The organism is Streptomyces sp. NPDC030165, from assembly GCF_055573595.1.
On record NZ_JBVIBD010000006.1, the window covers coordinates 148,117 to 161,699 of the forward strand.

9 protein-coding genes are annotated in these 13,583 nt (G+C 69.7%); 4 read left to right on the top strand and 5 right to left on the bottom strand.

The window, feature by feature from the left end; translation table 11 throughout:
- Nucleotides 1–768 precede the first annotated feature (768 nt).
- Nucleotides 769–1,065, top strand: coding sequence for a heavy-metal-associated domain-containing protein (locus ACZ4Z1_RS13825; RefSeq protein WP_468486792.1), 297 nt, complete (start codon nt 769–771; stop codon nt 1,063–1,065).
- Between the two features lie 5 nt (nt 1,066–1,070).
- Nucleotides 1,071–3,401 (top strand): heavy metal translocating P-type ATPase, encoded by a 2,331-nt coding sequence (locus tag ACZ4Z1_RS13830; protein WP_468486793.1) that lies wholly within the window; start codon nt 1,071–1,073, stop codon nt 3,399–3,401.
- Between the two features lie 508 nt (nt 3,402–3,909).
- Here ACZ4Z1_RS13830 and ACZ4Z1_RS13835 read toward each other — a convergent pair.
- The 5 genes from ACZ4Z1_RS13835 to ACZ4Z1_RS13855 all read right to left on the bottom strand — a co-directional run bounded on the left by ACZ4Z1_RS13835 (nt 3,910) and on the right by ACZ4Z1_RS13855 (nt 11,095).
- Nucleotides 3,910–5,199 (bottom strand): citrate synthase, encoded by a 1,290-nt coding sequence (locus ACZ4Z1_RS13835; protein ID WP_360122820.1) that lies wholly within the window; start codon nt 5,197–5,199, stop codon nt 3,910–3,912.
- Nucleotides 5,200–5,314: 115 nt separating this feature from the next.
- Nucleotides 5,315–7,582: an SF1B family DNA helicase RecD2 gene (gene recD2, locus ACZ4Z1_RS13840; protein WP_468486794.1), complete on the bottom strand. Its 2,268-nt coding sequence runs from the start codon at nt 7,580–7,582 to the stop codon at nt 5,315–5,317.
- 320 nt (nt 7,583–7,902) lie between these two features.
- Nucleotides 7,903–8,781: a sugar phosphate isomerase/epimerase family protein gene (locus tag ACZ4Z1_RS13845; protein WP_468486795.1), complete on the bottom strand. Its 879-nt coding sequence runs from the start codon at nt 8,779–8,781 to the stop codon at nt 7,903–7,905.
- A complete protein-coding gene (locus ACZ4Z1_RS13850) occupies nt 8,778–9,917 on the bottom strand; it encodes a dihydrodipicolinate synthase family protein (RefSeq protein WP_468487019.1) in 1,140 nt (379 codons plus the stop codon). Before ACZ4Z1_RS13850 ends, ACZ4Z1_RS13845 begins: the two co-directional genes overlap by 4 nt.
- Before the next feature lie 26 nt (nt 9,918–9,943).
- Entirely contained in the window at nt 9,944–11,095 is a 1,152-nt protein-coding gene (locus tag ACZ4Z1_RS13855; protein WP_468486796.1) for a Gfo/Idh/MocA family protein, read from the bottom strand.
- A gap of 238 nt (nt 11,096–11,333) precedes the next feature.
- Between ACZ4Z1_RS13855 and ACZ4Z1_RS13860 the strand changes: the two genes are divergently transcribed.
- Nucleotides 11,334–12,554 (top strand): LacI family DNA-binding transcriptional regulator, encoded by a 1,221-nt coding sequence (locus ACZ4Z1_RS13860; protein WP_468486797.1) that lies wholly within the window; start codon nt 11,334–11,336, stop codon nt 12,552–12,554.
- Between the two features lie 43 nt (nt 12,555–12,597).
- Complete coding sequence (locus ACZ4Z1_RS13865) at nt 12,598–13,557, top strand: bifunctional helix-turn-helix transcriptional regulator/GNAT family N-acetyltransferase (RefSeq protein WP_468486798.1); 960 nt, start codon at nt 12,598–12,600, stop codon at nt 13,555–13,557.
- Nucleotides 13,558–13,583: the final 26 nt, after the last annotated feature.

Consider the following 13,583-nt stretch of genomic DNA (forward strand, 5'->3'; position numbering starts at 1 on the left):
CAGCCGGCACGCCCGGCCGGACGGTGCCGGGCCGGGGTCCGCCTTGGCGCGTCGGCGGGCAGCCCGCAGCCGCGAATGCGATCGCACCTGACGGACACGCCGACATCCCGCATTTCGTTGCCTTCGCTGCCCTCGGCGCCCTCATCGCCTTCGCTGTCGAGGCCCTGGAGGACACGACGCGCGGCACACCGGCGCGCCATCCACTGCGCCGACGTGCCCGCAGTAGCCGTTACGGCCGAGACACCCACACCACTTCGGCGATTCCGGCGTCCGCGAGGTACCCGCGTACCGGCAGCTCACCACTCCCGACGCCGGCACACCCACAATCCGCCCCCCGGCAGAAAACACACCGCCGCAACAACGGCACACCGTGGCACCTCACCCGCGAGGAAGTCCACTTCAGGAGCGCGCGCCGGTACGTCCGGTACATCCGGCGGAGCATCCAGGACCGTACGGGACCGCCGAAGCGCCGCGCAACCGGGCGCATCAGCAGGCCACCGAAGGCCGCGCCGCCCGCGACGACCGGCAGAGCGGCAGCGATTTCCGCATCGCCCCTCACCCCCCGAGGTCGATACCGCAAGACCGGCGCACGCCAGGGCGCTCGGCAACACAGCGCCCGGACACTTCTGGCATCCATACCCCCTAGGGGTATAGAGTTGTGGTTGTCGGGAAGCACCGGGGACTCTCGGGACTCCGGAGTTCCCACGCCACACATGCATGTCGGTGAAGACTTCGAGCACGGCGACCACACGCATCAAGGAGAGACCCATGACTGCCGAACAGACCAACGGTTCCTGCTGCTCCCCCGAGGGCTCCTGCAACTCCGGGACCACTGATGTCCAGGTGGGCGACGTGACCACCACCTACAAGGTGAGCGGCATGACCTGTGGTCACTGCGAGGGCGCCGTCTCCGCCGAGATCTCGGAGATCCCGGGCGTGCGCTCGGTGCAGGCGTCCGCCACCACCGGCCTGGTGACCGTCGCCTCCAAGGCGCCGCTCGACGAGGCGGCCGTGCGCGCCGCGGTCGACGAGGCCGGCTACGAACTCGAGGGTCTGGCGGCCTGAGCCCGATGACCGGTACGACCACGCAGGCGCGGGTCGAGCTCGCCATCGGCGGCATGACCTGCGCCTCGTGCGCGGCGCGCGTGGAGAAGAAGCTCAATCGGATGCCGGGCGTCAGCGCCACTGTCAACTTCGCCACCGAAAAGGCACGCGTCGAGTACGGCGCCGAGGTCTCGGTCGACGATCTGATCGCCACGGTCGAGAAGACGGGCTACACGGCGCAGCGACCCGCGCCCGCCGAACCCGCGAAGCCGTCCCCGGCCGGCGCCTCCGATCAGGATTCCGTCGCCGCCCCATCTGCCTCATCCGTCCCGCCCGCCGCGGACGACGACGCCGACGCGCGCGACCAGGAGCTGACCGAACTGCGTCAGCGGCTGATCATTTCCGCCGCGCTGGCCGTTCCTGTCGTCCTGTTGTCGATGGTCGCCTCGCTCCAGTTCACCAACTGGCAGTGGCTGTGCCTGACGCTGGCCGCGCCCGTCGTGGTCTGGGGCGCGTACCCCTTCCACCGGGCCGCCTGGACGAATCTGCGGCACGGCGCCGCCACGATGGACACCCTGGTGTCCATCGGGACGCTCGCCGCCTTCGGCTGGTCCCTGTGGGCGCTGTTCTTCGGTGACGCGGGGGTGCCCGGCATGCGGCACGGATTCGACTTCACCGTGACCCGTACGGAGGGATCGTCGGCCATCTACCTGGAGGCCGCGGCCGGGGTGACGGCGTTCCTGCTGCTCGGCCGCTACCTGGAGGCACGCTCCAAGCGGAAGGCCGGCGCGGCGCTGCGCGCGCTGATGGAACTGGGCGCGAAAGACGTGGCGGTGCTGCGGGACGGGCGCGAGGTGCGCGTACCGGTGGAGCAGCTGGCCGTCGGCGACCGGTTCGTCGTACGCCCCGGAGAGAAGATCGCCACGGACGGCACGGTCGTCGAGGGCTCTTCCGCCGTGGACGCTTCGATGCTGACCGGTGAATCGGTGCCGGTCGACGTGGCTTCCGGTGACAGCGTGACGGGTGCGACGGTGAACACCAGCGGCCGGCTGGTGGTCGAAGCCACCCGGGTCGGCGGCGACACGCGACTGGCGCGGATCGCGGCACTGGTCGAGGACGCGCAGAGCGGCAAGGCCGCGGTGCAGCGGCTCGCCGACCGGGTTTCCGCCGTCTTCGTCCCCGTCGTACTGCTGGTGGCTTTCGGCACCCTGGCCGGGTGGCTGCTGGCGACCGGCGATGCGACCGCGTCGTTCACGGCGGCCGTCGCCGTACTGATCATCGCCTGCCCCTGCGCTCTCGGACTGGCGACGCCCACCGCCCTGATGGTCGGCACGGGCCGAGGCGCCCAGCTCGGCATCCTCATCAAGGGGCCCGAGGTCCTGGAGACCACCCGCCGTATCGACACCGTCGTGCTGGACAAGACCGGCACGGTGACCGCGGGACGCATGAGCCTGTACGAGGCCGTGCCGGCGCCGGGCGTCACGGAGGACGAGCTGCTGCGGCTGGCCGGCGCGCTGGAACACGCCTCGGAACATCCGATCGCGCGCGCCGTCGCGGAGGCGGCGCGCGAGCGCCTGGGCGTGCTTCCGGAGCCGGAACGCTTCGAAAACGTGGCGGGCCTCGGCGTGCGCGGCATGGTGGAAGGCCGTCACGTCCTCGTCGGGCGCGAGCGGCTGCTGCGCGAGGACACCGGAGGTGGGGCGACGGCCGGCGCCAATGGCCTTCCGGAGGCGCTGGCCGCCGCCAGGGACGCCGCCGAGGCCGGGGGACGGACCGCCGTACTCGTCGCCTGGGACGGGCGACCACGCGGCCTGCTGTCGGTTGCCGACACCGTCAAGGATGGCAGCGCCGAGGCGGTACGCCGGCTGTGCGCGCTGGGGCTGTCGCCGGTGCTGCTGACCGGGGACAACCAGGCGGTGGCCGACGCCGTGGCAGCCGAAGTGGGCATCGGCGAGGTGATCGCGGAGGTGCTGCCCGAGGACAAGGTCGCGGTGGTCGAGCGGCTGCGTGGCGAGGGTCGCAGCGTGGCGATGGTCGGCGACGGCGTCAACGACGCGGCCGCCCTGGCCGCCGCCGACCTGGGCCTGGCGATGGGCACCGGCACGGACGCGGCCATCGAGGCCGGTGACCTCACCCTCGTACGCGGCGATCTGCGGGTCGCGCCGGACGCCATCCGGCTCGCCCGACGGACGCTCGCCACGATCAAGGGAAATCTCTTCTGGGCCTTCGGCTACAACGTCGCGGCGGTTCCGCTGGCGGCGGCCGGTCTGCTCAATCCGATGATCGCGGGGGCGGCGATGGCCTTTTCGTCGGTCTTCGTGGTCAGCAACAGCCTTCGGTTGCGACACTTCCGCTGATGGATGTGGTCGGCGCGGATTTTTTTCGCCTTCACGAGTTCCCTACAACTGACACAACACCCATACGGACGGGCCTCGATCTCCAGATCGAGGCCCTTGACCGCATTCGCCCAGTTATGGCAAGAGACCCAGATCACATCGTTTGGAACGTAACCATTGTGGGGGGTCGCGAGTCTAACCGTGCGGTGCAGGCACCTCGGCGGGGCCTGTACCGCAACGGCCAGGCTGGTCTTGGGGGACCACGCCCGGCAACGCGTGGCCGGGGCGACGTGCCCGGGGAGCTTTGAGCGGCCCTCCCGTACGTGCGCGTCCCGGCAGATCGCGGCACCACCATGAAGCGCCCGGACGGATCCCGTGGGGGGAATCCGACCCGGGGAACAAGGGAAGCGCCCCGCGCTCCGGACCCGTGGGGGGATCTGGAGGCGGGGCGCTTTCTGCTGGACGGACCGGCCCGGGCCGCCACGCGGGCGGCCGGCCGGTCAGCAGCTGTCCCGAAGGACGGAGTCGCTCAGCGCTCCTCGACCGGGACGAAGTCGCGCTCGACGACCCCGGTGTAGATCTGGCGCGGGCGGCCGATACGGGAACCCGGCTCCTTGATCATCTCGTGCCACTGGGCGATCCAGCCGGGCAGTCGGCCGAGCGCGAAGAGCACGGTGAACATCTCGGTCGGGAAGCCCATGGCCCGGTAGATCAGACCGGTGTAGAAGTCCACGTTCGGGTAGAGCTTGCGCGAGACGAAGTAGTCGTCGGAGAGCGCGTGCTCCTCCAGCTTGAGCGCGATGTCCAGCAGCTCGTCGCTCTTGCCGAGGGCCGAGAGGACGTCGTGCGCCGCCGCCTTGATGATCTTCGCGCGGGGGTCGAAGTTCTTGTAGACGCGGTGCCCGAAGCCCATGAGCTTCACGCCGTCTTCCTTGTTCTTCACCTTGCGGATGAAGGAGTCGACGTCACCGCCGTCGCGCTGGATGCCCTCCAGCATCTCCAGCACCGACTGGTTGGCGCCGCCGTGCAGCGGGCCCCACAGCGCGTTGATGCCGGCCGAGATCGAGGCGAACAGGTTCGCCTGCGAGGAGCCGACCAGGCGCACGGTGGAGGTCGAGCAGTTCTGCTCGTGGTCCGCGTGCAGGATGAGCAGCTTGTCCAGGGCGCTGACCACGACCGGGTCGAGATCGTACTCGGCGGCCGGCACGGAGAAGGTCATGCGCAGGAAGTTCTCGACGTAGCCGAGGTCGTTGCGCGGGTAGACCACCGGGTGGCCGACCGACTTCTTGTACGCGTACGCAGCGATCGTCGGAAGCTTGGCCAGCAGCCGGATCGTCGAGATGTGGCGCTGCCGCTCGTCGAACGGGTTGTGGCTGTCCTGGTAGAACGTCGACAGCGCGCTGACCACGGAGGACAGCATCGCCATCGGGTGGGCGTCCCGCGGGAAGCCGTCGAAGAACCGCTTGACGTCCTCGTGCAGCAGGGTGTGGTAGGTGATGTCCTGCTTGAAGTTCGCCAGCTGGTCGACGGTGGGCAGCTCACCGTTGATCAGCAGATAGGCGGTCTCGACGAACGTGCTGCGCTCTGCGAGCTGCTCGATCGGGTAGCCGCGGTACCGAAGAACGCCGTTCTCACCGTCCAGATAGGTGATCGCGGATTTGTACGCGGCAGTGTTGCCATAACCGGAATCCAGGGTCACCAGACCGGTCTGGGCGCGCAGCTTCGAGATGTCGAAGCCCTTGTCGCCGACGCTGCTGTCGACGACCGGGTAGCTGTATTCGCCGTCCCCGTAACGCAGTACTACAGAGTTGTCGCTCACGTCATCCCTCACCGACGTTGTGCCTCTTCTTCGAGGTGCCCTGACTGCCTATACCTTCCCCCATTTGGACCTTGGCTGTGCACTCGGGGTCGGCCATAGGGCCTGCGGACGGCACTCAGTGCCGCTCCGGCTGCCCATCCTGCTCCCCTTCGCCCCGATTGGGGAAGAGGTGACCACGCACCGCACCGACGAGTCGGTGACGCAGCGCGGTCCACCTTCGACCCGCGGACACGGTGCGTACAGCCTGCCCCAAAGCCTTGCGGGAGCCGACCAGTACCACCAGCTTCTTTGCCCGCGTGACGGCGGTATAGAGCAGGTTCCTCTGCAGCATCATCCAGGCGCCGGTGGTGACCGGAATCACCACCGCCGGATACTCGCTGCCCTGAGAGCGGTGGATGGTCACCGCATAGGCGTGCGCCAGCTCGTCCAGCTCGTCGAAATCGTACGAGATCTCCTCGTCCTCGTCCGTGAGCACCGTCAGCCACTGCTCGTCCCGGTTGATCTTGGTGACGACGCCGACCGTGCCGTTGAAGACGCCGTTGTGGCCCTTCTCGTAGTTGTTGCGGATCTGCGTCACCTTGTCGCCCTCCCGGAACACCCGGCCACCCGAGCGCCGCTCCGGTGCTTCGGGCCGCGGCGGGGTGAGGGCCTGCTGGAGGAGGCCGTTCAGCGTGCCGGCGCCGGCCGGACCGCGGTGCATGGGGGTGAGCACCTGGACGTCCCGCCGCGGGTCCAGGCCGAACTTCGCGGGGATACGGCGTGCGACCACGTCGACCGTGACCCGGCCGGCCCCCTCGGAGTCCTCCTCGACGAAGAGGTAGAAATCGGTCATCCCCTCGACGATCGGCAGCACTCCTTCGTTGATGCGGTGGGCGTTGGTGACCACGCCGGAGTGCTGCGCCTGGCGGAAGATCCGGGTCAGCCGTACGGCCGGGACCGGGCAGTTCTCGGCGAGCAGATCCCGCAGCACCTCGCCCGCCCCCACCGAGGGAAGCTGGTCCACGTCCCCCACCAGGAGGAGGTGGGCACCCGGCGGCACCGCCTTGACGAGCTTGTTGGCGAGCAGCAGGTCGAGCATGGACGCCTCGTCGACCACCACCAGGTCGGCATCGAGCGGCCGGTCCCTGTCGTACGCGGCGTCCCCGCCCGGTTTGAGCTCCAGCAGCCGGTGCACCGTGGACGCCTCGACGCCGGTGAGCTCCGAAAGCCGTTTGGCGGCCCGGCCCGTGGGGGCCGCGAGCACCACCTTGGCCTTCTTCGCACGGGCCAGCTCCACGATCGAGCGGACCGTGAAGGACTTGCCGCATCCGGGCCCGCCGGTGAGCACCGAGACCTTCTCGGTGAGCGCCAGCCGTACGGCGGCCTCCTGCTCGGGCGCCAGCGTGGCTCCCGTCCGATTGGCCAGCCAGGCCAGCGCCCTGTCCCACGCCACGGTCCGGAACGACGGCATCCGGTCCTCCTGCGTCCGCAGCAGCCGCAGCAGCTGCGCCGCGAGGGAGGTCTCGGCCCGGTGGAACGGGACCAGGTAGATCGCGGCTATCGGCTTGCCGCCCTCCGGGGACGGCACGGCCTCGCGGATCACTCCTTCCGGATCCTCCGCCAGCTCCCCCAGGCAGTCGATGACCAGCCCCGTGTCGACCTGGAGCAACTTGACCGACGCGGCGATCAGCTCCTCCTCCGGCAGGTAGCAGTGCCCTTGCTCCGTCGACTGCGACAGCGCGTACTGCAGGCCCGCCTTGACCCGGTCCGGACTGTCGTGCGGGATGCCGACGGCCTGCGCGATGCGGTCGGCGGTCAGGAAGCCGATGCCCCAGACGTCGGCGGCGAGGCGGTAGGGCTGGTTCTTGACGACGGAGATCGAGGAGTCGCCGTACTTCTTGTAGATGCGCACCGCGATGGAGGTGGTGACGCCCACCCCCTGAAGGAAGATCATGACCTCCTTGATGGCCTTCTGCTCTTCCCAGGCGTCACCGATCAGCTTCGTGCGTTTCGGACCGAGTCCGGGCACCTCGACGAGGCGTTTCGGCGCCTTCTCGATGATGTCGAGGGTGTCCAGACCGAAGTGTCCGGTGATGCGGTCGGCCATGACCGGGCCGATGCCCTTGATGAGGCCGGAGCCGAGGTAGCGGCGTATGCCCTGGATCGTGGCGGGCAGGACGGTGGTGTAGTTCTCGACGACGAACTGCCGTCCGTACTGCGGGTGGGAGGCCCAACGGCCCTCCAGCCGCAGCGACTCCCCCGGCTGTGCGCCCAGCAGCGAACCGACGACAGTGAGGAGATCGCCGGAGCCGCCCGTGTCCACACGGGCGACCGTGTAACCGCTCTCCTCATTGGCGTAGGTGATCCGCTCCAGGACCCCTTCGACCACGGCTGGAATGAACATGAACCGACGGTACCGCCGGGCTCCGACATCGCGTTCGGGCCTGTGGATAACTCGGTCGGGAGGCTCTGCGAGGCGGCCCGGTGACCGCTTTGCCACGGCTTCGGCAAGCGCCGCGACGGACTCCGCCACCGGTTCACGGCCCTCGCCGCAGACACTTCGAGGGGCCCGGTCCGACGACCGGGCCCCTCGATTCCCCCTCCGTTCGGCCCCCTGATCCCCCCTCGGATCCCCCCGGTTCCCTCTCCCCTCGGGAGCCTGACGACAAGTACGACCCGCCCGGCCCGGGAACGGTTGCACGGATCCGCTGAGTTATTTCATCGTTACCTGGCGTGCATGACGTGGGTGGTGAACCGCTCGACGACTTCGGCCAGCACCTCTGCTCCCGGCCGCTCCCACAGCGCCGGATTGAAGATCTCCACTTCGACAGGGCCTCGATAGCCGGCGGCATCCACCTGCTCCAGGAACCAGGGCAGATCCACCGCTCCGTCGCCGAGTTGGCCGCGGCCGAGCAGTACGCCGGCGGGTAGCGGCGTCACCCAGTCGGCGAGCTGGAAGGCCGCGATGCGGCCTGTGGCGCCCGCGCGGCCGATCTGCGAGCCGATCGTGTCGTCCCACCACAGGTGATAGGTGTCCACGACCACGCCCACCCGCTCCGCCGGGAACCGCTCGGCGAGCGCCAGGGCTTGGGCGAGGGTCGAGACGACGCAGCGATCCGCCGCGAACATGGGGTGGAGCGGTTCGATGGCCAGGCGCACCCCCGCATCGGCGGCGTACGGGGCGAGTTCGCCCAACGCGTCGGCGACTCGCTCACGGGCGCCCTGCAGGTCGCGGCTGCCCGGCGGCAACCCGCCGGAGACCAGGACGAGAGTGTCGGTCCCCAGCGTGGCGGCTTCCTCGATGGCGGCCCGGTTGTCGGCCAGAGCGTCCGCGCGCTCTTTGGGGTCGATGGCGGTGAAGAATCCACCGCGGCAGAGGCTGGTGACGGACATGTCCGCATCCCGTACGAGCCGGGCGGCGGCGGCCACTCCGTACTCCTGCACCGGAGCGCGCCAGAGACCGACGCCGCGTACTCCCGCCTTTGTACAGCCGTCGACGAGCTCGGAGAGGGACCATTGCTTGACGGTCTGCTGATTGAGGCTGAGGCGCGAGAACAGGGCGTCAGACTCTCCCTGAAGGGTTGGCACGGCGCTGCTGCTCATGCCGCGCCCCCGAAAACCGCACCGAGTTGACGCACGCGGGCCGACGCCAGGTCCGGATCCGGGAACAGCCGCAGGCCGTCGGCCAGTTCGTACGCCCGCTTCAGATGCGGCAGCGAGCGTGCCGACTGGAGGCCGCCGACCATCGTGAAGTGCGACTGATGGCCCGCGAGCCAGGCCAGCAGGACAATACCGGTCTTGTAGTAGCGCGTCGGTGCCTGGAAGAGGTGGCGTGAGAGCTCGACGGTCGGGTCCAGCACCTTGCGGAAACCGGCCGTGTCGCCGCTGTCCAGAAGGCGTACGGCATCGGCCGCCAACGGGGCGAGGGGGTCGAAAATGCCCAGCAGGGCGTCGCTGAACCCGTGTGCGTCGCCGGCGATCAGCTCGGGGTAGTGGAAGTCGTCACCTGTGTAGCAGCGCACTCCCTCCGGGAGGCGTCGGCGCAGCTGCACTTCACGGTCGGCGTCGAGCAACGACACCTTCACGCCGTCCACCTTTCCGGGGTGCTCGGCGATGATCTGCAGAAACGTCTCGGTCGCGGTGTCCAGGCCCGTACTGCCCCAGTAGCCCTGCAGAGCGGGATCGAACACCGGGCCGAGCCAGTGAAGGATCACCGGCTCGGCAGCCTGGCGCAGCAGGTGCCCGTAGATTTCCACGTACGGCTCCGGGCCCGCGGCTGTCGCGGCGAGCTGCCGGGAGGCCATGACGATGGCCTGGGCGCCGACGCCCTCCACGAAGGAAAGCTGCTCCTCGTAAGCGGCCCGGACATCGGCCAGGCTCACCGCAGGCGCGCTCAGCTGATCCGTACCGACTCCGCAGGCGATGCGCCCGCCCACCGCCGCAGCCTCGGCGGCGGAGCGGCGGATCAGCTCGGCCGCCGAGGACCAGTCCAGGCCCATGCCGCGCTGCGCGGTGTCCATGGCCTCGGCCACGCCCAGGCCGTGCGACCACAGGTGGCGGCGGAAAGCCAGGGTGGCGTCCCAGTCGATGGCGGCGGGGCCGTCGGGACTCGCGTCGGCGAAGGGATCGGCGACCACGTGAGCAGCGGCGAAGACGGTACGGGAGGTGAAGGCAGCACCGGTTCCACGGCCCGCCGCGGACGCCGCCCCGGGCCTGCGCCCGTTCCCGTACGGAGGCATGCCGCCCGCCCCACTCCCCTGCCCGCTCATCGCCCCAGCTCCGGCACGTCCAGGCGGCGGCCCTCAGCGGACGACTTCAGCCCCAATTCGGCGAGCTGGACACCGCGCGCGCCCGCTGCCAGGTCCCATCGCCAGGGATCGTCCCGTACGACATGGCGCAGGAACAGCTCCCACTGTGCCTTGAAGCCGTTGCCGAAGTCCGCGTTGTCCGGGACCTCGTGCCACTGGTCGCGGAACGGTTCGGTCGCGGGGACGTCCGGGTTCCAGACGGGCTTGGGAGTAGCGGCGCGGTGCTGGATGCGGCACTTGCGCAGTCCCGCGACGGCGGAGCCTTCCGTACCGTCCACCTGGAACTCGACCAGTTCGTCGCGGTGGACCCGCACCGCCCAGGAGGAGTTGATCTGCGCGACGATGCCGCCGTCCAGCTGGAAGATCCCGTACGCGGCGTCGTCCGCGGTGGCCTCGTACGGCTTGCCGTTCTCGTCCCAGCGGCGCGGTACGTGTGTGGTGACCTGGGCCTGTACGGTCCGTACGCGGCCGAAGAGTTCGTGCAGGACGTACTCCCAGTGGGGGAACATGTCGGCCGCGATGCCACCGCCGTCCTCGGTGCGGTAGTTCCAGGACGGGCGCTGCGCCGGCTGCCAGTCGCCTTCGAAGACCCAGTAGCCGAACTCGCCGCGCACGGACAGGATGCGTCCGAAGAAGCCTCCTTCGACCAGGCGGCGCAGTTTGAGCAGACCGGGCAGGAAGATCTTGTCCTGTACGACGCCGTGTCTGACGCCGGCTTCGTCGGCCAGGCGAGCCAGTTCCAGCGCGCTGTCGAGAGTGGTGGCGGTCGGTTTCTCGCAGTACAGGTGCTTCCCGGCAGCAATCGCTTTCTTCGCTGCGTCCTCGCGCGCGGCGGTGACCTGCGCGTCGAAATAGAGGTCGACGCCGTCGTCCGCGAGCACCGCGTCCAGGTCGGTGCTCCAGTGCTCCAGGTTGTGGCGTTCGGCAAGCGTCCGCAGTTTGTGTTCGGCGCGGCCCACGAGGATCGGCTCGGGCCAGATCACCGTGCCGTCGCCGAGGTCCAGGCCACCCTGTTCCCGTAGCGCGAGGATGGATCGGACCAGGTGCTGGCGGTAGCCCATGCGTCCGGTCACGCCGTTCATGGCGATGCGTACGGTCGTACGTGTCACGGTCCGGCCCTTCCTTCTGGAGAATGCGGCTCGCGTGGCGGGCGCGGCGCGAGCGTCGGCGCGCGCAGCAAGCGGAGGACAGCGGTTGCGGAGGACAGCGGTCGACAGTTCATGACGACGGTGGCCAAGCCGACGGCGAGCGCGGACCAGAAACGTGTAGTAAGCGCTTTCCATCGCGGGAGAAGCTAGCCTGCGGCGCGAGGCAAGGACAAGAGGCACGACAGGGGCGGGGCGAGCGATGGCAGTGACGCTGGCGGATGTTGCGGCGCGGGCGCGGGTTTCCACGGCGACCGTTTCACGCGTACTGAACGGCAACTATCCGGTCGCCGAAAGCACCCGCGCCCGTGTGCTGCGCGCCGTGACAGACTTGGAGTACGTGGTCAACGGCCCGGCCAGCGCGCTGGCCGCCGCCACCTCGGACCTGGTGGGCATTCTCGTCAACGACATCGCCGACCCGTTCTTCGGGATCATCGCCTCGGCCGTGCAGTCCGAGGTGAGTGGCGGGGCGGGCAGGCGGACGGCCGACGGACCGGCCACCCGGACGGGTGACGGCGATACGCGCCGCGGTCCGGGCAGTTCGTACGGGCTGGTGCCGGCCGACGAAAAACTGGCCGTCGTGTGCAACACCGGCGGCTCCCCGGAGCGCGAACTCACCTACCTGACGCTGCTCCGGCGTCAGCGCGCGGCCGCGGTCGTCCTGACCGGCGGCGCGGTGGAGGACGCCGGTCACGCTGAAGCTGTGGCCGCGGCGCTGTCACGGCTTGCCGCATCCGGCACCCGAGTGGTGCTGTGCGGCCGCCCGCCTGTCAGGCCAGAAGCCGGCGTGCGTGAGGACGGCCTGGTTCCTCAGACGCGCACTGCTGCGGAACGCTCTCATCCCCGCGCCACCGCTCCGGCCGGCCCTGCCGCTCTCTCCCCCGTCACTCTCACTTTTGACAACCGTGGCGGAGCCCGGCGGTTGACCGAGCACCTGGTCTCGCTCGGCCATCGGAACATCGGATACGTCGCCGGCCCGGCCGGCCGCACCACCACCCGTCACCGTCTGGAGGGCCACCGTGCCGCCCTCGCCGGGCACGGCATTCCTGACCCGGCCCACCGCACCGTCCACGGCGCTTACGACCGCGCCGCCGGTTACGACGCCGCGCAGGAACTGCTCCGCCGAGACCCTTCCTTGACAGCCGTCATCGCGGCCAACGACACCGCTGCCCTGGGAGTGTGCGCCGCCCTGCGCGACCACGGCCTGCGGATACCCGCCGACGTCTCCGTGGCGGGCTTCGACGATCTTCCGTTCAGCGCGGACGCGGCTCCAGCGCTCACCACCGTACGGCTGCCGCTCCAGGAAGCCGGCGCGCGGGCCGGACGGCTGGCGATGGGACGGGAGGCGCCGCCACCGGGAGAAGTCGCCGCGATCCGAGCCGAGTTGATGGTGCGGGAGTCGACATCCGTGCCGTATTCTTGACGCAGTCAACCTTGACTGGGTCAAAGGTAAGGCGGAATGCGCCATGACGGCCCACGAGGTCCAGGAAATCCGCAGGTTCAACCGCTTCTACACGAACCTCATCGGCGCGCTCGATTACGGCCGCCACCTCTACACCCCGTACACCTTCACCGAGGCCCGGGTCCTGTACGAGCTCGCACACGCCCACCGCCTGGACGCCGCCGACCTGCGTACGTCGCTCTCCCTGGACGCCGGCTACCTCAGCCGGCTGCTCACCAGGTTCGAGGAGGGCGGCCTGATCACCCGCGGCCCCTCGGAGCGGGACGGGCGACGGCAGCGCATCACGCTCACCGAGGACGGCCGAGCCACCGCAAACCTTCTGGAGGAACGTTCGTGCGACTCCGCGGGGTCGCTCCTCAACCGTCTCTCCCGCCGCGAGCGCGCGCGGCTCGCGGAGTCGATGGCGACCGTGCGGGAACTGCTCGGCGACGCGGCGGAACGCCCGGAACCGGTCATGCGGTTGCGCGTCCCCGAGCCCGGCGATCTCGGCTGGATGGTGCAGCGCAACGCCGTCCTGTATGCGCGGGAGTACGGCTTCGACCTCAGCTATGAGGCATTGGTGGCCCGTATCGTCGCCGAATACGCCGAGCGATACGACCCGCGCTGGGACCGCACCTGGATCGCCGAGCTGGACGGCGAACGGGTGGGCGCCGTCATGTGCGTACGGGACGAGATCGACACGGCGCACGAGCCGGCGGACGAAACGCCGCCGCGTACGGCCCGGCTGCGTCTGCTCCTGGTCGAGCCGGAAGCGCGCGGGCACGGCGTCGGCCGGGCGCTCGTGACCGCGTGCGTCGAATTCGCCCGCGAAACCGGCTACCGCGAACTGGTTCTGCGGACGAACTCCGTACTGAGCGCGTCGCGCGTCCTGTACGAGCGCGCGGGCTTCGTGCTGACCGCCGAGAAGCCGCATCACAGTTTCGGCCGGGAGCTCGTCGGACAGGACTGGCGTTTGCCGCTCTGATCTGTGTTCACATGGTTCTCATGAGC